A 25,848-nucleotide genomic window follows, 5' to 3' on the forward strand; every position below is an offset into this window, starting at 1 on the left:
GAGGCAGGCCCACATGCTGTTGACGTCCATGAGGTGCCAGTCGGTGAGGCCGGAGGTGCGGCCGGTGCCCCGTTCGATCACGGCAGTACCACCGGCCCTTCGGCGTCGGGACCGGTCGGGTCGGTCAGTATCGACGTGGGGCCGCCAGGCAGCATGTTCAAGGGGTTGGCGAGGGCTCGTTGCACGTCGACCACTCGGGCGGCGGTGAAGGCGTCGCTGTCGGCGTAGTGGGTGGCGACCTGGTCGGCGGCGGCGGCCAGGTGGCCGGTGGCGCCTCGGACGGCGTACACCATGTCGGCGGTGGCCTGCTGCGTCTCGTGGTGCGCGTGCAGGAAGGTGACCAGCTCGATGAAGGCGTCGCAGGGGTTGGGCACCTTCGCTGACATGTCTTCGGCGATGTACGTCAGGTGCGGCGCGTAGTTGCTCTCAACCTCGGCGGCGAGCCGGTCGGCGAACTCTCTGAGCTGGCTGATGTCGGCTTCGATGCCGCCGTAACCGCGTAGCCAGGGTGCTGGCCGGTCCTCTTCGGGGATCATGGATCCTCCCTACCCGTAGCGGCACCGTTTCCCTGAGTGAGGTTAACGGCTCAACGCCACCCTGACAGCCCCCGTACGTGGTGGGTCTCGGGTCAGCGGGGCAGGCCGGCGGCGCGCCAGCCGCGGGAGTCGCCCGGTCGACTGCTGCGCGCCCAGGCGGACGCGGTCGCCGGCACGGGGGTGGCGGCCGGGCGGGTGCGGACGATGATCGCCCCCACCAGAGCGGCCAACTCCTCGGCGGTGGGCACGCCGCGGACGACCCGGAACAGCGGCTCTTCGGCAGACATGGCGCCAGGGTACGCGGCCGAAAGTTACGGGGACCGCACAGTGGCGTGCCGGCGGTGTGAGCGTCAGCGGGTCCGGGTACCGTCTCACCGATGTCGAACGCGCTTCCCCAACTCGTCGCTGACCGATACCGGCTCCTGTCGCCGCTCGGCCAGGGCGGCATGGGCCGGGTGTGGAAGGCGCGCGACGAGGTGCTGCACCGGGACGTCGCCATCAAGGAGTTGGTGCCGCCGCCCGGTCTCACCGACGAGGAACGCCGCGAGATGCGCGAGCGTTCGTTGCGGGAGGCGCGGGCCATCGCCCGGCTCAACCACGCCAACGTCGTCCGCATCTTCGACGTGCTGCGCACCGACGGCGATCCGTGGATCGTCATGGAGTACGTGGCGTCGAAGTCGTTGCAGGACACTCTCGCCGAGGACGGCCCGGTGTCGGTGGCCCGCACTGTGGAGATCGGCCTGGGTGTGCTGGGTGCGCTCAGCGCCGCGCACAAGGCGGGTGTCATGCACCGCGACGTGAAGCCCGGCAACGTGCTGCTCGGCGACGACGGCCGGGTGGTGCTGACCGATTTCGGTCTCGCCACCATCCCCGGTGACCCCAATGTGACCCGCACCGGCATGGTGCTCGGCTCGCCCGCGTACATCTCCCCGGAGCGGGCTCGGGACGGCACGGCCGGGCCGGAGGCCGACCTGTGGTCGCTGGGCGCGACGCTCTACGCGGCTGTCGAGGGCAAGTCGCCGTACGCTCGGCCGTCGGCGATCGGCACCCTGGCCGCGTTGGCCACCGAGCCGATTCCGCCGCCGAAGAACGCCGGCCCGCTCAAGGCTGTGCTCAACGGGCTGCTGCGCAAGGACCCGAACGAGCGGATCACCGCCGAGGTGGCGGAGCGCTTGCTGCGCCGCGCCGGGGGGAAGCGGTCGCGCGGGATCTCCCTGCTTGATGGCGTACGCCGGCCTGGGCCGAACGGTCCGCGCGAGCCGCGCCTGCCGGTGGTGCCGGCCCCGCGACCGGCCGAGAGTGTCGACCGGCCGGTGTCGCCACCGCCGGCCGCCGCCGCGACCTCCTCAGCTGCCACGTCTGCTGCCGCCGCGACCCCAGCCGCCGATGCCACGCCGACGGCCGTCGTTTCCGGTGCGGCCGCCGACCCGACCGCGCTGGTGTCGGGCGAGTCGACAGCGGCGGCGCCGGCCGAGCCGACCGCGACGATCGACCGCCCGTCCGAGGCCGACCCGACCGCTGCCGAGCCGACCGCGAAGGTCACGGCCGCGCCCGACACGAGCGGCGACGGTACGACGAACGTCGACGACGAGCCGACCGTTGTCGACGGTCCGCCGGTGGCTCCGGAGCAGCGCAAACCGACCACGCCGACGTCGCTCATGCCGCCGGTGGGTCCGACCGGCCGCGCGTCGGTGCCGCTCTCGGATGGCACGAAGCCGAACAACACCAGACGTAATCTGCTTATCGGTGCGCTGGTCGCGCTGCTGCTGATCGGTTTGGTGGTGATCGTGCCGATGCTGACCAGCGACGATGGCGACAAGGCCCCGCAGGCCAACCCGACCAGTGCCGCCGCGACCTCGGGGGCCGCGCCGACCTCCGCCGCCGCGCCACCGCCGCCCACCACCGGTGCGCCCACCCCGTCGGCCTCAGCCACCCCCTCGGCCGACCCGAACGCGTTGCCGGCCGGCTGGAAGCTGCACAAGGACCCCGAAGGCTTCTCCCTGCCGATTCCCGATGGTTGGGTGCGCCGCGACGCTGGTCAGAACACTGTCGTCTTCGACGAGTCCAACGGGCCGGGGGAGCTGCTCGTCCAGTGGACCCCCACGCCGAAGAAGGACGCATACGCCGACTGGAAGAGCATTGAGGGCGGCCGCAAGGACGAAGTCACCAACTACCAGTACCTAGACATTGTGCGCTGCAACTTCTGGAAGACCTGTGCGGACTGGGAGTGGCTGGAGACCCGGGACGGGCAGCGGATCCACGTCCGTAACCGCGGGTTCGTGACGGCCAAGAACCGCGGTTACGCCCTGCGGTGGGAGATCGCGGAGAAGGACTGGCAGGCCAAGCTGCCGGACTTCGACCGGATCGCCAAGGGTTTCGTGCCCGACCGTCAGGACTGAAACTCATTCGCATGACCTTGCGTCGTCGTGGGTAGTTGACAGTCGACGACGGAAGGAGGCACGACATGGGTTACCGACGGAGGGACGCTCGGCCCCGACTGGCACTGTGGATGCTCGTGGCGCTCGGCGACGCGATACTGCTGCTGGTCAGCGCGGGGGTTTCGGTGCTCGTCGCACTGCTCGGCGTCGTGATCGTTGCCGGCCTCGGCGTGGCTGCCTGGCGGATGCCCCGCCGGGGTGCCCTGGCTCGTGAGGATGCTGTGGTGCCGGCCCTGAGCCGGCGACGGGCCTGACCCGTTCCCGGTGGTGTGGCGGCAGCCGGACCGATTGTCGACCGTGTGGTGACAGTCGATCCCGCTGCCGCCAACGGCCCGGTCAGGTGTTGTTGGCCAACGCGATCAGGCGGCTCCGGTCGCCGTTCCAGTAGTTGCGGTCCACGTTGCCGCTGATCCCGGAGACCGCGCCGGTGCTTGTGTACTGCCAGAAGCTCCACACCGGCGCGCCGGCCGGCAGGGCGCCGGGGGTGCTCGACCAGCGGGCCAGCCAGAGCGGGTGGTTCGCCCACGGCCCGGTCCAGCTGCCGGTGCACTGGTTCCACCAGCTGGTGGTGGTGTAGATGACCGCGTACCGGCCGGTGCGGGAGCGGTAGGTGTTCAGGAAGTCCTGCACCCAGTTGCGCATCCCGGTGGTGCTGAGCCCGTAGCAGTAGCCGCCGGCGTACGGGTTGCCCTCGATGTCCAGCGCGGCCGGCAGGGTGCGGCTGTCAGCGGACCAGGCTCCGCCGTTGGAGGCCAGGTAGTTGGCCTGGGTGGAGCCGGCGGAGATGTTCGGGCGGGCGAAGTGGTACGCCCCGCGGATCACCCCGGCGTTGTACGCGTTGACGTAGTTGGCGTTGAAGTTCGGGTCCTTGTAGCTGGTGCCCTCGGTTGCCTTGATGAAGGCGAACTGGATGCCCGCGTTGCGGACGCTGGTCCAGTTGATGGTGCCCTGGTAGCGGGAGACGTCGACGCCGGGTGTGGTGGCGGCGGCCGCCGGTCCGGCGGTCGCGACCAGGGCCGCCGCCGCTGTGGCGAGGACGGTGAGGCCGGCCGCGAGCGCGCGGCGCAGCGATGATCGGGTACGGGCCATGAGTGCCTCCAAGGACGTGGCTCTATCGACATCCATCTTTGGAGATAAGTGCCCTAGATCACAAGGGTGACTGAAAAAAGCTTCATCGACGGCCGTTGGTAGTCCCGGTGACGGGAGTGGAACGGGAGATACGAGCCGGTGCCTCGGGAGCGACACGGAACGCCGCCGGTAGGCTCGCGCCCCATGATGTCGATCGACGGTCTGGGAGACCTGTGGGACACGCTGTTCGGCGCGCAGCCGGACCCGCCGGCGCTGCTGGTGCTGATCACCGGGGCGCTGGCGCTGGTGGTGGTCTCCACCCGGCTGCCGTGGCGGATCGCCCGTAACGCCATCACCATCGCCCACGAGGGCGGTCACGCCCTGGTCGCCCTGCTCACCGGCCGTAAGTTGCGCGGCATCCGGTTGCACTCGGACACGTCCGGGCTGACGCTCTCCGCTGGCCGTCCCACCGGACCGGGCATGATCCTCACCCTGCTCGCCGGATACGTCGCGCCGCCGCTGGTCGGGCTGGCCGGCGCCTGGCTGCTCGGCGGCAACCGGATCACACTGCTGCTCTGGGTGGCCGTGGCGCTGCTGCTGGCCATGCTCGTCATGATCCGCAACGTCTTCGGCGTGGTGTCGCTGCTGGTCACCGGCGCGCTGGTGTTCGCCGTCTCGTGGTACGCGACGCCGCAGGTCCAGGCCGCTTTCGCGTACACCGGGGTGTGGTTTCTGCTGCTCGGTGGGGTGCGGCCGGTGGTCGAGCTGCAACGGCTGCGCTCGCGGGGCCGGATGCCCGCCTCGGACGCCGACCAACTCGCCGGCCTCACCCCGTTCCCGGCGTTCTTCTGGGTGAGTGTCTTCGCCCTGGTCAACCTGGCGGCCCTGATCGCCGGCGCGCTCCTGCTCGCCGGCCCGTTCCTCACCAACCCCTGACGGTCCCCGCCCGCCGCCCAGGTCGATGATGGAGTTGTGGTGGGCCACAAAAACCGCGATCACTCTTCGTTCGGGCACCACAACTCCATGATCGACGGCGGGGGCGTGGGGCGGGGTGCGGGGCAGGGGTGGGGGTGGGGAGGGGAGGATTTGGGCATGCGATACGTGATCATCGGGGCGGGTGCGGTCGGCGGGACCATCGGCGTACGGCTGGCCCAGGCCGACCGGGACGTGACAGTGGTGGCCCGGGGCGCCCATTTGGACGCGATCCGCGCGCGGGGTCTGACACTGCGGCAGCCCGACGGTGAGGTCACCGCCCGGCTCGCCGCGGTGGACCGGCCCACTGACCAGCCGCTGCCTGCGGACACAGTGCTGATCCTCACCGTGAAGTCGCAGGACACCGCCGGCGCGTTGGCCGCCTGGGTGGACGCCGCGGTGGTCGGCGGCGGCACGGCGGGCGAACGTCTGCCGCTGGTGACCGCGCAGAACGGGGTGGCCAACGAGCGGGCCGCGCTGCGCCTCTTCGCCGACGTGCACCCGGTCTGCGTCTGGCTGCCGGCCACTCACCTGGACCCGGGCGTGGTGGTCGCCAACGGGTACCCGCATCCCGGGATGCTCCACATCGGGCGGTACCCCGGGGGCGCCGACGACACCGACCGGGGGATCGCCGCGGACCTGACCGCCGCCGGCTTCGTCGCCCCGGTCCGCGCCGACGTGCTGCGCTGGAAGTACGGCAAGCTGCTCAGCAACCTCGGTAACGGCCTCCAGGCGTTGCTCGGCCGGGACATTCCGGACACGCTGGTCGAGCGGGTACGCGCCGAGGGCGTCGCCGCGCTCGCCGCCGCCGGCATCGCGCACACCTCGCCGGAGGAGGAGAAGGCCGAACGCGGCGACCTGGTCGGGCAGCGCCCCGTCGACGGCGAGGCCCGCTCCGGCGGCTCCACCTGGCAGAGTCTGGCCCGGGGCACCGGCTCGACCGAAGTCGACCACCTCAACGGCGAGATCGCGCTGCTCGGCCGGTTGCACGGCGTACCGACGCCGGTCAACGTCGCCGTGCAGCGGGCCGTACGCCGGGCGGTCCGGGAGCGGATCGGGGCCGGCGCGTTCCCGCTCAGCGAGCTGGAAAAGTCGATCGCCTGACCGGGCAACCAACGGCCCTCGCCGGTGCGTGTTCCCAGCGACCGACACGGGGAGGTAGCGGGTGCCGGACGTCGACGGGTTCGACGAGTTCTACCGGGGGAGTCGGCAACGACTCCTCGGGTTCGTCTACGCCCTCACCGGCGATCGGGGTGAGGCGCAGGACGCCGTGCAGGAGGCGTACGTCCGGGCGTGGCAGCGCTGGTCGACAATCAGCGCGTACGACGACCCGGAGGCGTGGGTGCGGGTGGTGGCCAGCCGGATCGCCGTGAGCCGGTGGCGCAGCCTGCGTAGCCGCGCCCGTGCCTACCTGCGACACGGGGCCACCGAGACCGTTCCCGGGCCGGGCACCGACACGGTCGCCGTGGTCGCCGCCCTGCGTCGACTGCCCGAGGAGCAACGCGTCGCCATCGCCCTGTACTACCTGGTAGGCATGCCGGTCGCCGAGGTCGCGCGGGAGACCGCGGCTCCGGTGGGCACCGTCAAGGCCCGTCTCTCCCGGGGGCGTACCGCGCTCGCCGGCCTGCTCGCCGTCTCTGATCTGGAGGAGGCCACCGATGCGTGACGACCCGACGTTCGTCGAACAGATCCAGCGGGACCTGGGGGACGTGCGGTGGCTCGGCCCGGAGGAGATCCGCTCCCGGGCCCGTCGCCGCGGCCAGCGCAGGATCGTGGTGGCCACCGTCGTGCTGGCCCTCGCCGGGGTTTCCGCGGTGGCGGTCGCCGCCCCGAGGAAATCTCCGCCGCCGGTCCCGCCGGCCGCCGCGCCGTCCGCCGCGCCGACCCGGCACGAGATCGCCACCGAGGCCCTGTTGCAACCGGCCGACCTGCCGCAGCAGGTCGATGTGCAGCTCAGCCAATCGGGCCTGGGAGAGCCGGTCCTGCTGGACCACATGCTCGCCGTCTGCCGCAAGAGTCAGGGGCGATCGGCTGGCTGGCAGTATTCGATCCTGTCCCGCTCGCAGACCCTGGTGCCGAGGCGCGCTGCGGCAATCCTCGCCGAGTCCGACGGCCTGGTCACGCAGGATGTCTTCCGGCTGACCCCGGACGCCTCCGTTCAGCTTCTCGCCAATCTGGACGACACTGTCGCCCCGTGTGCCGAATGGACCAGCACCGGCGAATACAAGGTGGGGGGCGCAACGGGCACCGGGTCGGCCACGCACCGCTGGACAGTGGTCGAGCGGGACTTCGCCGGCGACGGGGCTGCGCTGCTGCGGCACACCGGTTCGCAGCCCGTTGACCGGAAGACGGGCGAGCCCATCGGTGCGGCACCTCGGCCGACCACCACCGCCGTGGTCCGGGTGGGCGACCTGATCACCGTGCTCAGTCAGGGACAGACCGGCACCGAGCTGGACCTGCGCCACCTGGCGGAGGTCGCCGCCAGCCGGATGTGCGTCGCCGCCAACCCGGCCTGCTGACCGCTGTTGATCCGCGCAACCCCAGGGTTGGTGCCCGCCGCCCGGCGGCAGCACCTGCCCCGACGTTGCGCGGATCGAGGGAGCGTGATCAGAGCGGGATGTTGCCGTGCTTCTTGGGCGGCAGGGTCTCCCGCTTGGTCCGCAGGACGCGCAGCGCCCGGACGATCTGGGTGCGCGTCTCGTGCGGAGCGATCACCGAGTCGATGTACCCGCGCTCGGCGGCCACGTACGGGTTGGCAAGGGTGTCCTCGTACTCGGCGATCTTCTCGGCCCGGACCGCCGCCGGGTCCTCGGCGCCGGCCAGCTCGGAGCGGTACAGGATGTTCACCGCGCCCTGCGCGCCCATCACCGCGATCTGCGCTGTCGGCCAGGCGAAGTTCAGGTCCGCGCCGAGGTGCTTGGAGCCCATCACGTCGTACGCCCCGCCGTACGCCTTGCGGGTGATCACGGTGACCTTGGGGACGGTCGCCTCGGCGTACGCGTAGATGAGCTTCGCGCCCCGGCGGATGATGCCGTCCCACTCCTGACCGGTGCCGGGCAGGAAGCCGGGCACGTCCACGAAGGTCAGCACCGGAATGTTGAACGCGTCGCAGGTGCGAACGAACCGGGCGGCCTTCTCCGAGGCGGCGATGTCCAGGGTGCCGGCGAAGTGCATCGGCTGGTTGGCCACCACACCGACAGGTCGCCCCTCGACCCGGCCGTAGCCGACCACGATGTTCTGCGCGTAGAGCGGCTGGACCTCCAGGAACTCCCCGTCGTCGACGACGTGCTCGATGACCGTGTGGATGTCGTACGGCTGGTTGGCCGAGTCCGGGATCAGGGTGTCCAACTCCCGGTCCTCGTCATTGACCTCAAGCGAAGCGGGGGCGTCGACGACGACCGGCTCGTCGAGGTTGTTCGACGGCAGGTACGACAGCAGCGCCTTGACGTAGTCGACAGCGTCCTCCTCGTCACTGGCGAGGTAGTGCGCGTTGCCGCTGCGGGAGTTGTGCGTACGGGCGCCGCCCAGCTCCTCCATGCCGACGTCCTCGCCCGTCACCGTCTTGATCACGTCGGGGCCGGTGATGAACATGTGCGAGGTCTGGTCGACCATCACTGTGAAGTCGGTGACCGCCGGGGAGTAGACAGCGCCGCCGGCGCAGGGGCCCATCACCAGCGAGATCTGCGGGATGACGCCGGAGGCCCGCACGTTGCGGAAGAAGATCTCGCCGTAGAGGCCGAGTGAGACGACACCCTCCTGGATGCGCGCGCCGCCGGAGTCGTTGATGCCGACCACCGGGCAGCCGATCTTCATGGCCAGGTCCATCACCTTGACGATCTTCTCGCCGAAGACCTCGCCGAGCGAGCCACCGAAGACCGTGAAGTCCTGCGCGAAGACGCACACCTGCCGGCCGTCCACCGTGCCGTAGCCGGTGACCACACCGTCGCCGTACGGGCGGTTCCGCTCCAGCCCGAAGGCAGTGGACCGGTGCCGGGCCAGCTCGTCGAGTTCGACGAAGGAGCCCTCGTCGAGCAGCATCTCGATCCGCTCCCGGGCGGTCTTCTTGCCGCGCGCGTGCTGCTTCTCCACGGCGCGGGCCGACCCGGCGTGCACCGCCTCGTCGACCCGGCGCTCCAGGTCCGCCAGCTTGCCCGCGGTGCTGTGGATGTTGGTCCCGGTCTCGGTAGTCACCCAGGGAATATAACGATGGTTCAGGTGGGTGCCGCTGTGCAGTACGCCTCAGTGTCGACCGGAGCACCGCCGTAGGCTGGCGGAATGTCGGGCTCCCCGTACACGAATCTGGACCGGCCGCCGCTGTCGGCGGCCCGGCTGCGCCGCGCGTTGACCGCACCGAGCGGGCCGTGGGCCCGGCTGGAGCTGCGTACCGAGACCGGCTCCACGAACGCCGACGTGGCCGAGGCCGCCCGGTCCGACGAGCCCGAGGGCCTGGTCGTGGTCGCCGAGCGGCAGACCGAGGGGCGCGGCCGGCGCGGTCGGGTCTGGCAGTCGCCGGCGCGGGCCGGCATCGCGACGAGCGTCCTGCTGCGGCCCGGCGAGGCGGTGCCGGATCGCGGCTGGCTGCCGGCGGCACCCACCGGGTACGGGTGGCTGCCGTTGTTGGCCGGCGTCGCGCTGGTCGAGGCGGTGGCCCGGCTGGCCGAGCTGGAAGCCACCCTCAAGTGGCCGAACGACCTGCTGATCGACGACGCGAAGTGCGCGGGCGTGCTGGCCGAGGCGGTGCCCGCACGGGCGCCGGACCAACCGCCGGCGATCGTGCTGGGCATCGGGCTCAATGTGACCTTGCGCGCCGACGAGCTGCCGGTGAATCCGACCGGGCTGCCGGCCACCTCGCTCCAGTTGGCCGGCGCGGTGGCCACCGACCGGGATCCGCTGCTGCGGGCGCTGCTGCGGGCGGTCGCCGACTGGTACGACCGTTGGCGTTCGGCGGGCGGCGACGCGGTGGCCAGCGGCCTGCGCGACGCGTACCTGGCGGCCTGCGCGACGATCGGCCGCGAGGTGCGCGTTCTGCTCCCCAACGGCGATTCCCTGACCGGCACCGCCACCGGAGTGGACCCGGACGGCCAACTGATGGTCACCACGTCAACCGGCGCCCGAACCCTGGCCGCCGGCGACGTCCTCCACCTCCGCTAACCCATCCCACCCCACCCCCGCCCCACCCCGTCGATCTTGCGGTTTCGGTCGAGGTGGATCGGGGTGAAAGCCGCGTAACGGCGACGGAAAGTGCAAGATCGCGGGCAGGCGGGGACGGGCCGCGTGGCGGATGTTGTGGGAGGGGTTGGGGGGTTTACCGTCTGCGCGTCTAGAAAATCGCGTTGGAGGTTCCCGTGGCGTTTCCTGAAGACGTGCTCACCGAGGACGAGCACGTCGTGCTGCACCTGCATCCGCACTGGAAGGCGTTGATCCGGCCGATCGCGGTGCTGGTGCTGGCCATCGCCGCGGTGGTGGTCGGCGTGCTCCTGTTGCCCGAGAGTGGCGGCGGTTCGATAGCGCTGGCCGTGATCGGGGCGATCGCCCTGGTCGGGGTGCTCTGGCTGGGCCTGTGGCCGTTCCTGGTCTGGCGCACCACCCACTACCTGTTCACCAACGAGCGAGTCCTGCTTCAGCAGGGCGTGTTCTCCCGGGACCGGCGGGATCTTCCGCTCGCCCGGGTCAACGACCACTCGATGAACCAGCGTTTCGTCGAGCGCCTGCTCGGCTGTGGGACGCTCACCATCGAGTCGGCAGGTGAGCGCGGCCAGTCGGTGCTCGCCGACGTGCCGGACGTCGGAAAGGTGCAGACCACCCTGTACGAGCTGGTGGAGGCACAGCACGACAAGCACTCGCTCGGCGATGGCGAGATGCGCGACATGCTCGCCGACATGCAGGACGGCAAGCCGCTGCGCGACACCACTACCTGAACCGGACGGTGGTGACCCGCCCCTGCCGTGCGGTCGGGGGCGGGTCAGTCGGGTCGTTGGGCCTGGGGTGAGCCGCCGCTCTCCGTCGGGTCGCCGTCGGAGGACCCGACGGTGGACGGATCCGCTGCGGTAGGGCCGCTGTCGGGCTGGTCAACCCCGAGCTGGTCAACGTTTGGCTGGTCAGCGGCGGCGGCTTCGGCCGCATCGGCGGCTTCGGTCTCGGCGGGCTCGGCTTCGACCGGTCGCACCGCGAACCAGCCGCGGAAGCGGGTCCGCAGCACCTCCTGCTCGGGCCGGTCGTCAGGGCCGAGGCGCAGCATGGTGCCGGTGAGGCTGACGGTGCCGAGCCCGGGCCGGGCGGTCGACGGCCGGGCGCCCATCACGTCGACCCGGACCGCGAGCCGGTCGCCGGCGCGCACCGGGGCGAGCCAACGCAGCTCCTCCAGACCGGGGGACGCGTCCGCGGCGGCCCGGGACAGCAGGTGGTCGACGTACGCGCGCATGAACAGGCTGACGGTGTAGAAGCCGCTGGCGATCAGACCACCGTGCCGGCTCGCGGCGGCCAGGTCCGGGTCGACGTGGTACCACTGCGGGTCGAAGCGGCGGGCGAAGGCGACCATCTCGTCGGCGTCCACGGTGACCACGCCAAGGTCGACGGTGAGCCCCGGGACGAGATCCTCGAAGAACAGCTCGGCCGGTCGCCCCGTGCCGGAGCGGGCGTCGGGGGTCGTCACCGGCGGGGCGCGCGACGGGTGCTGACGTGCAGCTCCGCGGCGAGTTCCGCGTCAAGGTCGACGGCGGGGCTGACGCTCAGCCGCGGGGGCCGGCCCTGAGCCGGTGCGCCGGCCGGGGGGTCGAGGCGTTGCGCGGACTCCGCCTCCTCCAGCTCGGACACCGATTCCGCCAACTCGGCGACCGGGTCCATCTCCGCCATGGTGTCCCACTCGTCGCGCGGAATGTCGTGCCAGGTGGAGTCGGTCTTCGCTGCCTCGTCCTCGGCCGGTGCGACGGGTTGGAAGACGAAGGTGCGGTAGGACCAGAACCGGAACAGCGTGGCCAGCAAGACGCCGACGGTCTTGGCCAGATTCAGCGCCAGCAGGCCGTGTACGCCGAGTCCGTACTTGGCCGCCGCCACGGCCCCCAGTTCAATGAGCAGACCAGCGCCGTTGAACAGGAAGAAAAGGAGATATTCCCTGCGAAGCGCCGATTTCGGGCGATCGCGGTACGTCCAGTGCCGATTCATGAGGTACGACGTGATGGTGGCGACGATCGTCGCGATCACTGTCGCCTTCAACTGACCATTGACGAAAACGGTCAGTGCAAGGGCATTGAACACCGCGTAATTGATGACGGTGTTGATGCCGCCGACGATGCCGAACTTGAGCGCCTCGTGGATGAACTTCTGCCAGCGCTCAGGCAGCAGGCGGACAAGACGCATGCGAAACACCTTAGGGCAGTCGGTGCGGCCGGCGATCACCGGCCGAACGAGGTGGGCGGCAGGTCACGCCCCGTGGTCTCGATCGGGATTCACCTGCGGAAGGGTCGGGGTTCCCGCTTCGACGAAGACGAACCGCCGGTACGACCAGAATCGAAACAGTGTGGCGAACCCCGTGCCGACGATGTAGCTGGCGAGATTGTCCGCCAGGCGCGTCTGGAACACCGCCGGCCAGATGGCTCCGAGCCCGTAGCGGCTCAGCGCGAGGCAGGCCACCGTGATGCCGAGACCGACAGCGTTGAAGAAGAAGAAGAGCGCGTACTCGCGAGCCGCGTTGTTGCGCTGGCGGTGCCGCCAGGTCCAGAACCGGTTGCCAACGAAGGCGACGGAGGCCGCGATCACTGTGGAGATCGTCTTCGCCGTCAGTTCTTCGACGCCGTGCTTGCTCGTCAGGTAGTTGAAGAGCGCGAAGTCGACGAGGAAGGCGAAACCGCCAACAGTGGCGAACTTGCCCATCTCGCGGATGAGGTGACCGAAGCGGTCGAGGAGTAAGCCGACGAGACCCCGTCGGGTCTGCCGGGGACCCGGTTGTTCCCCGGTCATCGTGGCGGCCACGGAGGGAGCCTACCGGCTGCCGGCCAGTCAGAGGGGCAGCAACGGCAAGCGGGCGTGGTCTCCCGCAGGGCCCCAGCGCCGCGTACGTGACCACTGCACAGAGCGTAGCCAATTGGGAGGACTGAGCCGCCGCGGAACGGGAATCACCGCATCGGTCGGCGGGGCAGGTCCACGGCCCGACCGCAACAAGCGTCCGCCGGGGTGCACAACAAGATTTGCGTGAAACTGCGCGGGAAAGCGGGTATCAGCTCGTGATGCCGCAGCGAGGCCGTAGCTTGTGCAGTTCTTCACAACCTGTCCCACTGACTCGGAAGGCTGCCCGGTTTACGCTGAGGCCAATCCCAGGTTTCCACGAAGGCGACGCATCGCGCCGCTGAGTCTCGTGCATCCCATAGATCGGTCAGCGTCGACCACAAGGAGATGTGTCATGGTTGCTCCGGCTGTTGTGCGGGGTATCGATCAGGCCCCGACGTCCCATCCGAAACTGCTCGCCTGGGTCCGTGAGGTCGCGGAACTGACCACCCCCGACCGTGTCGTCTGGGTGGACGGGTCCGACGAGGAGTGGCGCCGCCTCACCGATGAGCTGGTCGAGGCCGGCACCCTGATCCGGCTCAACCCGGAGAAGAAGCCCAACTCGTTCTACGCGCGCACCGACCCGACGGACGTCGCCCGGGTCGAGGAGCGCACCTACATCTGTTCCGTCGACGAGGCGGACGCCGGCCCCACCAACAACTGGATGGCGCCGGCCGAGATGAAGCGGACGATGACGGACCTGTACCGGGGCTCCATGCGCGGTCGCACCATGTACGTCATCCCGTTCGTCATGGGGCCGGTCGAGGCCGAGTCCCCGATGTTCGGTGTCGAGATCACCGACAGCCCGTACGTGGTCGCCTCGATGCGCATCATGACGCGGATGGGCACCCGGGTCCTCGAGGCCATGGGCGACGACGCGGACTTCGTGCACGCGCTGCACTCGATCGGCGCCCCGCTCGCCCCCGGTCAGCAGGATGTCGCCTGGCCGTGCAACGACACCAAGTACATCTCGCACTTCCCGGAGAGCCGGGAGATCTGGTCGTACGGCTCGGGTTACGGCGGCAACTCGCTGCTCGGCAAGAAGTGCTACTCGCTGCGGATCGCCAGCGTGATGGGCCGGGACGAGGGCTGGCTCGCCGAGCACATGCTGATCCTCAAGATCACTTCGCCGGAGGGCAAGACCTACCACATCGCCGGCGCGTTCCCGTCTGCCTGCGGCAAGACCAATCTGGCCATGGTCGAGCCGACCATCCCGGGTTGGAAGGTCGAGACCATCGGCGACGACATCGCCTGGATGCGGTTCGGCCCGGACGGCCGCCTCTACGCCGTCAACCCCGAGTACGGCCTGTTCGGCGTCGCGCCCGGCACCGACTGGAAGACCAACGCCAACGCCATGCGCACCCTGGACCGGGGCAACTCGGTCTTCACCAACGTCGGCCTGACCGATGACGGCGACGTCTGGTGGGAGGGCATGGGCGAGCCGCCGGCACACCTGATCGACTGGAAGGGCAACGACTGGACGCCGGAGAGCGACAGCCTGTCCTCCCACGCGAACAGCCGGTTCTGCACCCCGATCACCCAGTGCCCCATCCTCGCCGACGAGTACTTCGACCCGAACGGCGTGCCGATCGACGCGATCCTCTTCGGCGGACGCCGCAAGGACACCATCCCGCTGGTGACCGAGGCCCGCGACTGGGTGCACGGCGTCTACATGGGCGCGACGCTCTCCTCGGAGACCACCGCCGCCGCGTCCGGCGCCGTCGGCGTGGTCCGGCGGGACCCGATGGCGATGCTGCCGTTCATCGGCTACCACGCCGGGGACTACTTCCGGCACTGGATCGAGATGGGCAAGGGCGCCGACGGCGACGAGGCGAAGCTGCCGAAGATCTACTACGTCAACTGGTTCCGCAAGGACCCGGACGGCTCGTTCCTCTGGCCGGGCTTCGGGGAGAACTCCCGGGTGCTCAAGTGGGTCGTCGAGCGGATCGAGGGCACCGCCGCCGCTGTCGAGACGCCGGTCGGCATGGTCCCCGCGCCGGACGCCCTGGACGTCGAGGGCCTGGACATGACCCCTGAGGACGTTCGGATCGCGTTGAAGGTCGACCCGGACGAGTGGCGTAACGAGCTGCCGATGATCACCGAGTGGTTCGAGAAGTTCGGTGACAAGCTGCCCGGCGTGCTCTGGGCCGAGTTGGACGCGCTGCGCGCCCGCCTGGACGCCACACAGCCGCAGCGGTAGGTGTGAACGAGACAGTTCGCGGGCACCATCGGATTTCATGAGGACGGCCGCCGAGACCCAGGTCCGGCGGCCGTCCGCCGTCCGGGTGCTCACCACCCTGCTGGCGACGACCGCGGCGGCCACCGTCGTGGTCGAGCTGCTCAACTGGTGGTACGCCCCGGAGCAGGGATTCGGGCTGGCCGTACGGACCGGTTGGGCAATGCTGCGCTCGTTCGGTTTCCTGCTGCTGATCGGGCACGTGCGACGGGGTCGTACGGTGGCCCGCCCGTTCGGGCTGATCCTCGCGGTCACCACGATCTTCGCGGTCGGCCGGCTCATCGTGCCCCGGCAGGGGGTGCCGCCGCTGCCCGGGCTGCTTGGCTTCGCCATTCTCACGGCGCTCTGTGTCGCGGTGGTCTGGTTGCTCTACCGCTCGTCGGCATTGGCCGGGCACCTGGTCCGGCACCGTCCACGCCTCGTCATCGATCGGGACGGCATCTCCTGGCGGGAGAGCCCTCCCCGCCGACCACAGGCCAGTGCCTGGTTGTTGACCAGTCGGGTGGCGGCCTTCACCTACAGCCCGTTGATGCTGGTGCCGGCACTGGTGGCCGGGGGTTCCATCCTGGATGGTCGACTGACCGCGGTGCCGGCCGTGCTGTTCTGGTTCGGCGCGGGCATCACGGCCAGCTACGCGGTGCTGTTCTGCACCGCGTTCCTGATGCGGGGCAAGGACTGGGCGCGGGGCCTGCTGGTCGTCGTCACGGTGGCCGTACTCGCTGTGGATCTGCCGCTGTGCTGGTGGCTGCTGGGCGTGGACGGCCTGATCCGCGACGGCGCCCCCCTGCTGGCCGCCGCCGCCCTCACCCTCTACGGCCTACACCGAGCCACCCGCACCCCAGCCTGACCCCCCCGCCGTCGATCTTGCACTTTGTGTGGCGACAAAAGGTGCATTCCTCGCGGAACGTCGACACAAACTGCAAGATCGCGTGGCGGTGGGCGGCGGCAACGCCGGGCACGGCGAGCGGTACCCGAGGGGTGGGTGGGGGAGGATGGGGATGGCGGCGGTCACCACGGTCGGCGCCGGTGCGGCGTGGGTGGTTGTCGTCGGCGCGGGACCATGTCGCGCCACGTCGGGCTGACGGGAGGCGCGCGGTGGGCGACGAGTTCGACGTGGTGGTGGTGGGGGCGGGGCCGGCCGGGGCGGCAGCCGCGCTGACGGCGCGCCGGGCCGGTGCCAGCGTGCTGCTGCTGGACCGGGCCGATTTTCCCCGGGACAAGGCGTGTGGTGACGGGATCGCCGCGCATTCGGTGGACGTGCTCGCCGAGCTGGGGGTGACCGAGGCGGTGGCGGGTTACGCGCCGCTGCCGGCGTTACGCATGATCTCGCCCGGTGGCGGTGCGGTGGCTCGGGCGTTGCCCCGACCCGCGTACACGGTGCCCCGGGAGGTTTTCGACGCGCGGCTGGTGGCGGCCGCGGTGGCCGCCGGCGCACAGCTTCGCCGGCACACGGTGCGCCAGGTCGAGCCGCGCGCGGACCGGGTGGTGCTCGACGGGCAGGTGTCCGGCCGGGTGGTGATCGGCGCGGACGGCGCCGGCTCGGTGGTACGTCGGGCGCTCGGCCATCCGCAGAACCCCGACCGGCACCTCGCGCTGGCCATCCGGGGGTACGCCCCGGCTCTGCCCGGCCCGTCCGAGCAGCTCATCGTCACGTCGAAGGCGCGTTGGCCGGCGTACGCCTGGTCGTTTCCGATCGGTGACGGACGGGCGAACGTCGGGTACGGGGAGGTTCTGCGCGGTGAGCCGCTGAGCCGCGGGTACCTGCTGGACCGGCTTGCCGCGCTGCTGCCCGCCACCGATCTGGCGACAGTGACCGCGTTGCGCGCGCACCACCTGCCGCTCTCCACTCACCGGCCGTCGCCGGGGCGTGGGCGCACCCTGCTGGCCGGGGACGCCCTGTCGTTGATCAATCCGTTCACCGGGGAGGGGATCTTCTACGCGTTGCTCTCCGGCGCGCTCGCCGGGTCGGCGGCGGCCCGGTCGCCCGAGGGCGCTGCCGGCCGCTACGCCGACGGGTTGCGCTGCCGCCTCGGCACCCACCTGCGGCACAGTTCGGTGGCGGCCTGGCTGGCCAGGCGACGCCGGGTGGTGGACGCGGCGGTGCGGGCCGCGCGTCGCGACGACAGGGTGTTCTACGACGTGGTCGAGTTGGGACTGGGTGACGGACGCCTCACCGCTCGTACGCTCGCACTGATCGGCGCCGGTCTGGGCGGCGGGGATGGGGCTCCGAGGCAGTGAAGTGGCCGAAGGGTCGCTACGCTGCTAGGTGATGACGCTGCGGAACCTTATCTACTCCGTGTACGAGCGCCGGCTCACGGCGAAGCTCGCGGGTAAGCCGGTGCCCCGGCACGTCGGGGTGATGTGCGACGGCAACCGCCGATGGGCCAGGGAGATGGGCTTCGTCGACCCGAACGACGGGCACCGGGTCGGCGCGGCGAAGATCAAGCATGTCCTTGGCTGGTGTGACCAGGCCGGCGTCGGGCACGTGACCCTCTACCTGCTGGCCACCGACAACCTGCGCCGTCCGGCCGCCGAGCTGGACCCGCTCCTCAAGATCATTGAGGACCTGGTGGTGGAGCTCTCCGAGGAGGGCAACCCCTGGCGGCTGCGCATCGTCGGAGCGCTCGACCTGCTGCCGGCGCAGACCGCCGCGGCACTCAAGGGCGCCGAGGAGCGCACCCGCGAGCGCACCGGCGGCGCGGAGGTCAACATCGCGGTGGGCTACGGCGGCCGCCGGGAGATCACCGACGCGGTCCGTTCGCTGCTGCTGGAGCACGCCGCCACCGGGGGCACGATCGAGGAGTTGGCCGAGGTGCTGGACGTCGAGCACATCGCGGAGCACCTCTATACGCGGGGCCAGCCCGACCCGGACCTGGTCATCCGTACCAGCGGCGAGCAGCGGCTGTCAGGTTTCATGCTGTGGCAGTCCGCGCACTCGGAGTTCTACTTCTGCGAGCTCAACTGGCCGGATTTCCGGCACATCGACTTCCTGCGGGCCCTGCGCTCGTACGCCACCAGACAACGCCGCTACGGCGCCTGACCCAGGCGGCGACGCCGTCGGAGTCAGGCCAGGTGGGTCAGCGCCTGGGTGAGGAAGTCACCCAGGGCGGCTGGCGACTCGATGGTCAGGTCAGCGGCGTTTGCCACCTCGTGGCCGGTCTCCGGGTTGGCCACCGCGACGCAGACACCGAGGAAGTCCGGGTCGGCGGCGGCGCGAGCGCGCAGCGCGGCGAAGGCCTTGATGTCGGAGACATCGTCGCCGAAGTACCACGCGCCGGTGGCACCCTTGATCGCCTCGCCGATCACCATGCCCTTGTCCCGGTCGACAGGTGGCTTGAGCTCCAGCACCATCCGCCCGGCCTGCGAGCGCAACCCCAGACGGTCGGCCTGCGCCTGCCCCCACTGCTGCACTGTCGCGCCGAGTTGCGGGGCGGTACGCCAGTGCAGCGCTACCGAGAGCCGCTTGTACTCCACGAGCGTGCCGGGGGGCAGTTCCGTCCGAGCCAGGTCGGCCAGCTCCGCCATCGTCGGCACCCAGGGCAGCGCGGCCGGTTCGGTGACTGTCTCGCCGCCGGAGTGGCTGTGCTCCAGCCCGTAGAGGCCGTAGAGGTCCACGCCGGCGAGCCCGCCGAGCTGATCCCGAAGGAACTCGACGGGTCGGGCGGAGACGATCGCGACCCGCTGCACGACCGGAGCGAGTGCCTCGATCGCTGCCAACGCCTTGGGCGCCGGGCGTACCGCTGTCGGATCGTCGTCGACGGGCGCGAGCGTGCCGTCGAAGTCGAAGAAGAGCACGGTCCCGGCCGCCCGGCTGGCGGTTGTCTGCCAGGCCTGGTCGGCGTTCAACGGGGTCCTCGGCTGCTGATTGCCCAGATTCAACGGCGGCACGCGCGTCAGCGTACCCCGGCGATCCAGGCTCATTCCTGGCCGAGCGAACCCATTGAGCGGTACGCGATCAGCGTTCGGCGGCTCCTCGTCCGCGCCGGCCGAACGGCACCACCGCCGCCTCCTGGCCGTGGCTCAACAGGTAGCCCTCCACGAACCCGGTGTTGCGATCGCCGGTGTGGTTGTCGATCTCGTTGAGCCGTGCCACCAGGAACTCGGTGAGCGCGGTGATTCGGTTGTTCAGACGCTCGTGCAGCTCGGCGACGACGGCCAGGACGACCGCGGTGCCGGCGGTGATGAGCGCAAAGAGGTTGACGAGCAGCGGCAGCTGCCCGCCGTCGACCGCGAGGGTCACCGTGTTGCCGGTCGCCCACAGTGTCACCGACACCGTTGCGACCACGACTGCCAACCACTTCAGGGTCATGGACAGACCCCTCCTTCTGTCCCGCAGGGCTGGGTTCGGCCTTGTCCCGTCCCCCCGCCGATGACGAGCCCAAGCAGTACGAATAGGGACGCTAGCGTGCCCGTTCCAACCCCGGAGGTAAACGAATGAACCTGACCAGGCGTTCTTTCGCTATCTGAGGAACTAGCCTGCCTGATTGCCCCTTTTTCGGACATCGACCGGCAGCGTTGGGCGGTATGCGAGGTATCTGATGGTTTCCCGGATGTGGAACTTCTCCGCGTCCGACACCTGCGGATCGATCAGACGGCGCAGCAGGGCCTCCACGTCGGGGTCCATCGGAGGGGCGGTCTGGCCGGGGCGGGGGCCGGACGCGGCGCGGTCCCAGCCGAGTGCAGCGAAGGCGGCGGCCGGGTTCAACCCCAGGCCCTCGCAGAAGGCGACCACCCGTTCGGCCTCCGGGTCGCTGGCCCAGTCGCCCCGGACCCAGCGGTTGATGGTCTGCCGGGACACGCCGGTGCGTCGGGACACCTCGGTGCCGCTCCAGGCTCGGGTCGCCCGTGCCTCGTCCAGGGCCCGCCGGACGAAGGTGGCGAAGGCGATCTTCCGCGCATTGGCCGTCTCGGTCACTCCGTGACGGTACGGCCAGCCAGCCGCGGGTGCGCGCCCCGGCTCGCCACTGTCACGCGGACGTGACGAAGGGTTCGGATTTCCGGTAAACGAGTCAGTGCCACTGTTGAGGGGTGTCACGCGGGCAGAATAGATGAACGTAGTGGCAAACGTAAGCGGACGAAAAGCTGATACTGTCACGCCCATGGGACAATCTACGGTGTGTCACGTGCATGAGACGATTGGTGCTCACATGCGTCACGCCCCCGGTGCCAGGGGGTCGTGGTGACCGAGCTCGCCACCCGCGCCCAGGCCTTCGGGCTGATCGCCGAGGGGGTCGCCGCAGGGTTGACCGCCCCCTGGCGCCTCTACCTGGCCCGAGGCTGCCGCTACCTGTCGCTGAGCGTCGGTGATCGTGCCGAGTGGAACGCCTGGCGTACCCATCTCGGCTGCCCGGAGCTGAGCGTCCGGGTCTACGACGCCGGGGGCGAGATCCGCCGGTCCTCGGTGGCCGAAGTCGTGCTGGACGGCTGCCGGATCAGCGTCGAGCTGGTCGAGGAGGTCAGCACCGACGACCTGGACCGGCTGCTCGTCGCCGACCCCACCACGATCGAGCCGGAGGAGCGATGACCTGGCGTCCCGGCTGGGCCGGAGCTGCCCGATGAGCCCGTTCCTCGCGGTGTTCCTCGTCCTGGTGCTCGGTGCCACCAGTTACGCGGCCGGCCGGCTGCACGGGCAGCTCAGCTACCGCATCGGCTACCGCTTCGGGTACCGGCAGGGCTACTTCGACGGGGACCGGGGCGCCTGGAACCGGCGTCGTCGGGACGCCCAGGCGGCGATCGCCTCGGCCCTGTCGGTGTCGCCAGCGGGCGTGGTCCGCTCCGCCGGCGCTGTCGAACGCCCCGGCACCACGTACACCGGCTCGTCGTTCAGCGCGCCGGCCGCCCCGATCACCGGGCGGCACCCGACCGGCACGCTCGTCCGACGTACCGGTTGAGGTCGGCCGGCGGGGCTGCCCCGCCGACCGACGCCACGAGCGCGGTGCGTTGTCCGCGGCGGACACGCACCGTCGGGGTCACGTCAGACCGGTGACGGTGGCCCCACCGGCCGGGGTGCGCGCAGGGGGCATGCATCCCGGCCGGTTCCGCCGCGTTCACGACAGCGCGTTTCGGCTGGTGCGGGCGTCGCCGGAGTGCTGTTCACGAGCGCGTCTTGGGAGATCCACGTTCGGCCCCTAGCCGGGAAGGTCCGGCGGGGCTAGCGTCTAGGCATGGCACGGGGTTCTCCCGAGCCAGCCGGTCCGCCCGGATCTGCGACCTCGCGCATGGGGTTCCGCATCCGACCCCGTGTCCCCGGGCACCGGAGGAGGCGGAACACGGGTGGCGGGTGCCCATCCGTCGGAGCAGGCCTGTGACGACTCGCCGTACCATCGCCGGTGCCGACCAGACCCCGGCCGCGACTGCCACGCCCCGCCGAGCCACCAGGAGCCGCCGTTCGGCGGCCGCCGCGCCGGCCGACCCCAAGGAGCCGCGACCAGCCGGCCAGGCCTTTGTCCTGGACACGTCGGTTCTGCTCTCCGATCCGGCGGCGTTCCACCGGTTCGCGGAGCACGAGGTGGTGCTACCTCTGGTGGTCATCACCGAGCTGGAAGGCAAGCGACACCATCCGGAGCTGGGCTGGTTCGCCCGGCAGTCGCTGCGGATGCTCGACGACCTGCGGGTCCGGCACGGCCGACTCGACCGCCCGGTGCCCGCCAACGACGTCGGCGGCACCCTGCGGGTGGAGCTCAACCACACCGACGACGGTGTCCTGCCGCCCGGTTTCCGCACCGAGAGCAACGACGCCCGGATCCTCTCCGTCGCGCTCAACCTCGCCGCCGAGGGCCGGGAGGTGACACTGGTCAGCAAGGACATGCCGTTGCGGGTCAAGGCGGCCTCGGTGGGTCTGCGTGCCGACGAGTACCGCCACGGCCAGGCCAGCGACCCGACCTGGACCGGCATGTCGGAGATGGAGTTGAGCGAGGAGCAGATCGGCCAGCTGTACGCCGGCGAGACGCTCGACCTCGACGAGGCGGCCGGGCTGCCCTGCCACACCGGTCTGGTGCTGCACTCGGGGCGTGGCTCCGCGCTCGGTCGGGTGCTGCCGGACAAGTCGGTGCGTCTGGTCCGGGGCGACCGGGAGGCGTTCGGGCTGCACGGCCGCTCGGCCGAGCAGCGGATCGCTCTCGACCTGCTGTTGGACGAGTCGATCGGGATCGTCTCGCTGGGTGGCCGGGCCGGCACCGGCAAGTCGGCGCTGGCGCTCTGCGCCGGGCTGGAGGCGGTGATGGAGCGCCGCCGACACAAGAAGGTGATCGTGTTCCGCCCGCTGTACGCCGTCGGTGGCCAGGAGTTGGGCTACCTGCCGGGTTCGGAGTCGGAGAAGATGTCGCCGTGGGCCCAGGCGGTCTTCGACACGCTCGGCGCGGTGGTGCACGAGAACGTGCTGGAGGAGGTCACCTCGCGGGGCATCCTGGAGGTGCTGCCGCTGACCCACATCCGTGGGCGCAGCCTGCACGACGCCTACGTGATCGTGGACGAGGCCCAGTCGCTGGAGCGCGGGGTGCTGCTGACCGTGCTGTCCCGGATCGGGCAGGGCTCCCGGGTGGTGCTCACCCATGACGTGGCCCAGCGGGACAATCTGCGGGTCGGCCGGCACGACGGGGTGACGGCCGTCATCGAAGCGCTCAAGGGGCATCCGCTCTTCGCGCACGTGACCCTCAGCCGTTCGGAGCGGTCGCCGATCGCCGCAATGGTCACGGACCTCCTGGAGGACATCCCGATTTAACGGGTGTTATGCGGGCCTTCGTCCGCATTTTCGGTGTGGCGCAGATCACAAACGGTCTGGTTGGTTTCCCATCAGCCTCACTGTGCGCAATCGTGTCCCACGAGCGTCCATGCACCACCGGAATCGTTGGCGATCGTTCGTCACGAGACGGACGACATCGGCGAAGGTCGGTGCGTCGGCGCGGCCGGCAACCGGTCGGGGCGCTCGTGGCACGGCTGAGGGCCCACCTGTGGTCTGCGCCGCGCCACGTCCTTGCTCCCGACGAAGGGACCACTTCGTGAGTCGGCTGTGGAGCCGGTTGGGCGCCCGTACGGCTGCTGTAGCGCTGCTCTCCGTGGGCGTTGCCGGTGGCTTCTACCTGGGCGAAGACCGCGAAACCCAGCAACAGGGTCTGACCGAGCAGGTCAGTCTCGAGGTCGACCGGGCCGACCTCGCGTACCAGCGCGAGCGGCAGGCCGCCCACCAGGTGCAGTTCTCCAAGCAGCGGGCCGCCGAGTACCAGGCCAAGCTGCGGGCGGCGCAGGCCGCCAAGGAAGCCGCCGAGCGTGCTCGCCGTGCCGAGGCCGCCGCGGCGTCCCGTAAGCGCGAGCGCGCCGCCGCCAACGCCGAGGCCAAGCCGTACAACGGGCCGATCCCGGCGTCCTGCGCCGAGTACAGCGGCAACCGCAAGACCGGCTGCGCCCTGATGATCGACGCTGGTTTCGGCATCGCCGAATTCCCCTGCCTGGAGAAGCTCTGGACCAAGGAGAGCGGCTGGAACCACAAGGCCCGCAACTCCTCGTCCGGCGCGTACGGCATCCCCCAGGCGTACCCGGGCAACAAGATGAGCTCCGTCGCGTCCGACTGGCAGACCAACCCGGCCACGCAGATCAAGTGGGGGTTGGGCTACGTCAAGGGCAAGTACAAGACGCCCTGCGGCGCCTGGACCTACTTCCAGAACAACAACCACTACTGACAGCCCGCGAAGGCGGGGCAGGTGGCTCTCCACCCGCCCCGCCTTCGCGCGTACTCCGCACGGGACGTGAGTGGCGGTCGGCCGCTTTTGCTGATAGCAGTTGTGGAGTGACCCTGCACCCGTCAAGCGGCGACCCCTACCAGTTCGGCACCGAGGCGTTCTACGCCGCGCTCGGCCGGGCGTTCGTCGCCATGTGCGCGGTGGTCCCGTTCCTCTTTCTCATCGAGGCCGTCGACCAGGGGCTCGCGTTCGGCCTGGACGCCACCGCCGGCATCATCCCGCAGCGCATCGACGGGCTGGACGGGATCTTCTTCTCCCCGTTCCTGCACCACGGCTTCGATCACCTCTACAGCAACAGCATCCCGCTGATCCTGCTGGGCACCTTCGTCCTCGCCGCCGGCGCCCGCCGGTTCCTCTGGTCGACCCTGGTCATCATCCTGGTCAGCGGGCTCGGCGTGTGGTTCACCGGCTCACCCAACTCGGTGGTGGTCGGCGCCAGCGGGGTCATCTTCGGTTACCTGGGCATCCTGCTCACCCGCGGCATCGTCGAGCGCAGCTGGTGGAACTTCGCGGTCTTCCTCCTGGTCGGTCTGCTCTACGGCTGGCAGCTGGTCGGCATCCTCCCCACCGACGAGCGGATCTCCTGGCAGGGGCACCTCTTCGGCCTGCTCGGCGGGGTGGTGGCGGCGATCCTGTTCCGTCGGCGGCGACCCGCAGTGGGCGGCTCGGACTACTCCGGCTCCCCGCTCAGCCTGCCCTGAGGCGGTCCTCCGGCGCGGCTCTGGGACGAGCTTGCCCGGCCGTCGACGCCCACTTACGGTCGAGATCAGCACGCGTTGATCCGTGAGCGGAAAGCGACGGTACGCCATGCGCGAGGTCGATGTCGCCGTGATCGGGGCCGGTCCGGCCGGCCTCTTCGCCGCGTACTACGCCGGATTCCGGGGGCTCTCGGTGGCGGTGATCGACGCGTTGCCCGAGCCGGGCGGCCAGGTCACCGCCATGTACCCGGAGAAGCTGATCCTCGACGTCGCTGGCTTTCCCGCAGTCAAGGGCCGCGACCTGGTGGCCAACCTGTTGGCCCAGGCAGCCCCGTTCGATCCGCAGTACCTGCTCGGCACCCGGGTGGAGAAGCTGGCGTACGCCGACGGTCGCCCGGTGCTCAGCCTGGCCGGTGGCGAGCAGCTCGAGTGCGGCGCGATCGTGGTCACCGGCGGGCTCGGCAGCTTCAGCCCTCGGCCGTTGCCGTGCGCCGACGACGCCCCCGGCTCGGGGATCGTCCACTTCGTGACCGAGCCGACCGAGCTGACCGATCGGGACGTGCTGATCGTCGGTGGCGGCGACTCCGCCTTCGACTGGGCGCTCACGCTACAACCGCTGGCCCGGTCGGTCACCCTGGTGCACCGCCGGGAGAAGTTCCGGGCCCACGCCTCGACGGTCGCCCGGGTGCTTTCCCTGCCGGTGCGGCTGGTGGTCAACGCCGAGGTCACCAGGCTGCTCGGGGACGTCGCGGTGACCGGTGCCGAGGTGACGGTGCGCGGCGGCGCGACCGAGAGGCTGTCGGTGGACATCGTGGTGGCCGCGCTCGGCTTCACCGCCGACCAGGGCCCGCTCGCCGAGTGGGGGCTACGCCTGGACCGCCGGCGCATCCTGGTCGACAGCGCGATGGCCACCAACCTGCCCCGCGTCTACGCGGCGGGTGACATCACCGAATACCCGGGCAAGGTCCGGCTGATCGCCACCGGCTTCGGCGAGGCGGCGACGGCGGTCAACAACGCGGCCATGACCATCGACCCGAGCGCCCGACCCTTCCCCGGGCACTCCTCCGACGCCGGCTGACAGTCGCCCCGGCCGGGTCCGCGGTGCGAGAGCCGACGTCGTCGTAC

At 70.5% G+C, this 25,848-nt stretch carries 28 protein-coding genes; 18 read left to right on the forward strand and 10 right to left on the reverse strand.

Going from position 1 to position 25,848, the window contains the following annotated elements; all coding sequences use genetic code 11:
* Positions 1-77: 77 nt before the first annotated feature.
* A complete protein-coding gene (locus AB0B94_RS29490) occupies positions 78-536 on the reverse strand; it encodes a hypothetical protein (RefSeq protein ID WP_357287825.1) in 459 nt (152 codons plus the stop codon).
* A gap of 92 nt (positions 537-628) precedes the next feature.
* Complete coding sequence (locus tag AB0B94_RS29495) at positions 629-823, reverse strand: acyl-CoA carboxylase subunit epsilon (protein WP_357287829.1); 195 nt, start codon at positions 821-823, stop codon at positions 629-631.
* Positions 824-913: 90 nt separating this feature from the next.
* Here AB0B94_RS29495 and AB0B94_RS29500 point away from each other — a divergent pair, with 90 nt between their 5' ends.
* Complete coding sequence (locus AB0B94_RS29500; protein ID WP_357287834.1) at positions 914-2,935, forward strand: protein kinase; 2,022 nt, start codon at positions 914-916, stop codon at positions 2,933-2,935.
* A 65-nt stretch (positions 2,936-3,000) separates the two neighbouring features.
* Positions 3,001-3,228 carry a hypothetical protein gene (locus AB0B94_RS29505; RefSeq protein ID WP_357287837.1) on the forward strand — a complete coding sequence of 76 codons (228 nt, stop codon included), beginning with the start codon at positions 3,001-3,003 and terminating at the stop codon, positions 3,226-3,228.
* 82 nt (positions 3,229-3,310) lie between these two features.
* Here AB0B94_RS29505 and AB0B94_RS29510 read toward each other — a convergent pair whose 3' ends face one another.
* The gene (locus tag AB0B94_RS29510; RefSeq protein ID WP_357287840.1) at positions 3,311-4,063 is read right to left on the reverse strand and encodes a GH25 family lysozyme; all 753 of its coding nucleotides are present in this window, start codon (positions 4,061-4,063) and stop codon (positions 3,311-3,313) included.
* Positions 4,064-4,246: 183 nt separating this feature from the next.
* On the opposite strand from AB0B94_RS29510, the gene AB0B94_RS29515 reads away from it, so the two are divergent.
* From AB0B94_RS29515 to AB0B94_RS29530, 4 genes are all read left to right on the forward strand, one after another.
* Positions 4,247-4,978 (forward strand): M50 family metallopeptidase, encoded by a 732-nt coding sequence (locus AB0B94_RS29515; protein ID WP_357287843.1) that lies wholly within the window; start codon positions 4,247-4,249, stop codon positions 4,976-4,978.
* Positions 4,979-5,134: 156 nt separating this feature from the next.
* Positions 5,135-6,118: a 2-dehydropantoate 2-reductase N-terminal domain-containing protein gene (locus AB0B94_RS29520; RefSeq protein WP_357287846.1), complete on the forward strand. Its 984-nt coding sequence runs from the start codon at positions 5,135-5,137 to the stop codon at positions 6,116-6,118.
* Positions 6,119-6,179: 61 nt separating this feature from the next.
* Positions 6,180-6,680: a SigE family RNA polymerase sigma factor gene (locus AB0B94_RS29525; RefSeq protein ID WP_238666717.1), complete on the forward strand. Its 501-nt coding sequence runs from the start codon at positions 6,180-6,182 to the stop codon at positions 6,678-6,680.
* Positions 6,673-7,533, forward strand: a complete 861-nt coding sequence (locus tag AB0B94_RS29530; protein WP_357287851.1) for a hypothetical protein — start codon at positions 6,673-6,675, stop codon at positions 7,531-7,533. Before AB0B94_RS29525 ends, AB0B94_RS29530 begins: the two co-directional genes overlap by 8 nt.
* A gap of 88 nt (positions 7,534-7,621) precedes the next feature.
* On the opposite strand, the gene AB0B94_RS29535 is transcribed toward AB0B94_RS29530, so the two are convergent.
* Positions 7,622-9,205, reverse strand: coding sequence for an acyl-CoA carboxylase subunit beta (locus AB0B94_RS29535; RefSeq protein WP_357287853.1), 1,584 nt, complete (start codon positions 9,203-9,205; stop codon positions 7,622-7,624).
* A gap of 84 nt (positions 9,206-9,289) precedes the next feature.
* Between AB0B94_RS29535 and AB0B94_RS29540 the strand changes: the two genes are divergently transcribed.
* Entirely contained in the window at positions 9,290-10,165 is an 876-nt protein-coding gene (locus tag AB0B94_RS29540; protein WP_357287856.1) for a biotin--[acetyl-CoA-carboxylase] ligase, read from the forward strand.
* Between the two features lie 194 nt (positions 10,166-10,359).
* On the forward strand, positions 10,360-10,932 hold the full coding sequence (locus AB0B94_RS29545; protein ID WP_357287859.1) for a PH domain-containing protein: 573 nt from the start codon (positions 10,360-10,362) through the stop codon (positions 10,930-10,932).
* 44 nt (positions 10,933-10,976) lie between these two features.
* On the opposite strand, the gene AB0B94_RS29550 is transcribed toward AB0B94_RS29545, so the two are convergent.
* From AB0B94_RS29550 to AB0B94_RS29560, 3 genes are all read right to left on the reverse strand, one after another.
* Positions 10,977-11,666, reverse strand: coding sequence for a MaoC/PaaZ C-terminal domain-containing protein (locus tag AB0B94_RS29550; protein WP_357287863.1), 690 nt, complete (start codon positions 11,664-11,666; stop codon positions 10,977-10,979).
* Complete coding sequence (locus AB0B94_RS29555; protein ID WP_357287866.1) at positions 11,663-12,370, reverse strand: GtrA family protein; 708 nt, start codon at positions 12,368-12,370, stop codon at positions 11,663-11,665. Before AB0B94_RS29555 ends, AB0B94_RS29550 begins: the two co-directional genes overlap by 4 nt.
* Positions 12,371-12,433: 63 nt before the next feature.
* A complete protein-coding gene (locus tag AB0B94_RS29560; protein WP_238666713.1) occupies positions 12,434-12,982 on the reverse strand; it encodes a GtrA family protein in 549 nt (182 codons plus the stop codon).
* 427 nt (positions 12,983-13,409) lie between these two features.
* Between AB0B94_RS29560 and AB0B94_RS29565 the strand changes: the two genes are divergently transcribed.
* The 4 genes from AB0B94_RS29565 (at position 13,410) to AB0B94_RS29580 (ending at position 18,330) form a co-directional block, all read left to right on the forward strand.
* Positions 13,410-15,254 carry a phosphoenolpyruvate carboxykinase (GTP) gene (locus tag AB0B94_RS29565; protein WP_357287871.1) on the forward strand — a complete coding sequence of 615 codons (1,845 nt, stop codon included), beginning with the start codon at positions 13,410-13,412 and terminating at the stop codon, positions 15,252-15,254.
* Between the two features lie 37 nt (positions 15,255-15,291).
* Positions 15,292-16,137, forward strand: coding sequence for a hypothetical protein (locus AB0B94_RS29570; RefSeq protein ID WP_357287874.1), 846 nt, complete (start codon positions 15,292-15,294; stop codon positions 16,135-16,137).
* Positions 16,138-16,385: 248 nt separating this feature from the next.
* On the forward strand, positions 16,386-17,528 hold the full coding sequence (locus AB0B94_RS29575; RefSeq protein ID WP_357287877.1) for a geranylgeranyl reductase family protein: 1,143 nt from the start codon (positions 16,386-16,388) through the stop codon (positions 17,526-17,528).
* A 31-nt stretch (positions 17,529-17,559) separates the two neighbouring features.
* Positions 17,560-18,330 carry an isoprenyl transferase gene (locus tag AB0B94_RS29580; protein WP_091394347.1) on the forward strand — a complete coding sequence of 257 codons (771 nt, stop codon included), beginning with the start codon at positions 17,560-17,562 and terminating at the stop codon, positions 18,328-18,330.
* 23 nt (positions 18,331-18,353) lie between these two features.
* Here the strand turns inward: AB0B94_RS29580 and otsB are convergent, their stop codons facing one another.
* From otsB to AB0B94_RS29595, 3 genes are all read right to left on the reverse strand, one after another.
* Positions 18,354-19,178 carry a trehalose-phosphatase gene (gene otsB / locus AB0B94_RS29585; protein ID WP_357287882.1) on the reverse strand — a complete coding sequence of 275 codons (825 nt, stop codon included), beginning with the start codon at positions 19,176-19,178 and terminating at the stop codon, positions 18,354-18,356.
* A 67-nt stretch (positions 19,179-19,245) separates the two neighbouring features.
* Positions 19,246-19,599 carry a hypothetical protein gene (locus tag AB0B94_RS29590; RefSeq protein WP_238666706.1) on the reverse strand — a complete coding sequence of 118 codons (354 nt, stop codon included), beginning with the start codon at positions 19,597-19,599 and terminating at the stop codon, positions 19,246-19,248.
* Between the two features lie 162 nt (positions 19,600-19,761).
* A complete protein-coding gene (locus tag AB0B94_RS29595) occupies positions 19,762-20,205 on the reverse strand; it encodes an XRE family transcriptional regulator (RefSeq protein ID WP_357287885.1) in 444 nt (147 codons plus the stop codon).
* A gap of 264 nt (positions 20,206-20,469) precedes the next feature.
* Here AB0B94_RS29595 and AB0B94_RS29600 point away from each other — a divergent pair, with 264 nt between their 5' ends.
* The 6 genes from AB0B94_RS29600 to AB0B94_RS29625 all read left to right on the forward strand — a co-directional run bounded on the left by AB0B94_RS29600 (position 20,470) and on the right by AB0B94_RS29625 (position 25,801).
* Complete coding sequence (locus AB0B94_RS29600) at positions 20,470-20,814, forward strand: hypothetical protein (RefSeq protein ID WP_030328857.1); 345 nt, start codon at positions 20,470-20,472, stop codon at positions 20,812-20,814.
* A gap of 31 nt (positions 20,815-20,845) precedes the next feature.
* The gene (locus tag AB0B94_RS29605) at positions 20,846-21,181 is read left to right on the forward strand and encodes a hypothetical protein (RefSeq protein WP_091394339.1); all 336 of its coding nucleotides are present in this window, start codon (positions 20,846-20,848) and stop codon (positions 21,179-21,181) included.
* Between the two features lie 413 nt (positions 21,182-21,594).
* A complete protein-coding gene (locus tag AB0B94_RS29610; RefSeq protein WP_238666702.1) occupies positions 21,595-23,010 on the forward strand; it encodes a PhoH family protein in 1,416 nt (471 codons plus the stop codon).
* A 277-nt stretch (positions 23,011-23,287) separates the two neighbouring features.
* Entirely contained in the window at positions 23,288-23,965 is a 678-nt protein-coding gene (locus tag AB0B94_RS29615) for a lytic transglycosylase domain-containing protein (protein ID WP_357287890.1), read from the forward strand.
* Positions 23,966-24,072: 107 nt separating this feature from the next.
* Positions 24,073-24,726 carry a rhomboid family intramembrane serine protease gene (locus AB0B94_RS29620; RefSeq protein WP_357287894.1) on the forward strand — a complete coding sequence of 218 codons (654 nt, stop codon included), beginning with the start codon at positions 24,073-24,075 and terminating at the stop codon, positions 24,724-24,726.
* 106 nt (positions 24,727-24,832) lie between these two features.
* On the forward strand, positions 24,833-25,801 hold the full coding sequence (locus tag AB0B94_RS29625; protein WP_357287955.1) for an NAD(P)/FAD-dependent oxidoreductase: 969 nt from the start codon (positions 24,833-24,835) through the stop codon (positions 25,799-25,801).
* Positions 25,802-25,848 lie beyond the last annotated feature (47 nt).

The organism is Micromonospora sp. NPDC048986, assembly GCF_040649335.1.
Lineage (GTDB): Bacteria > Actinomycetota > Actinomycetes > Mycobacteriales > Micromonosporaceae > Micromonospora > Micromonospora alfalfae.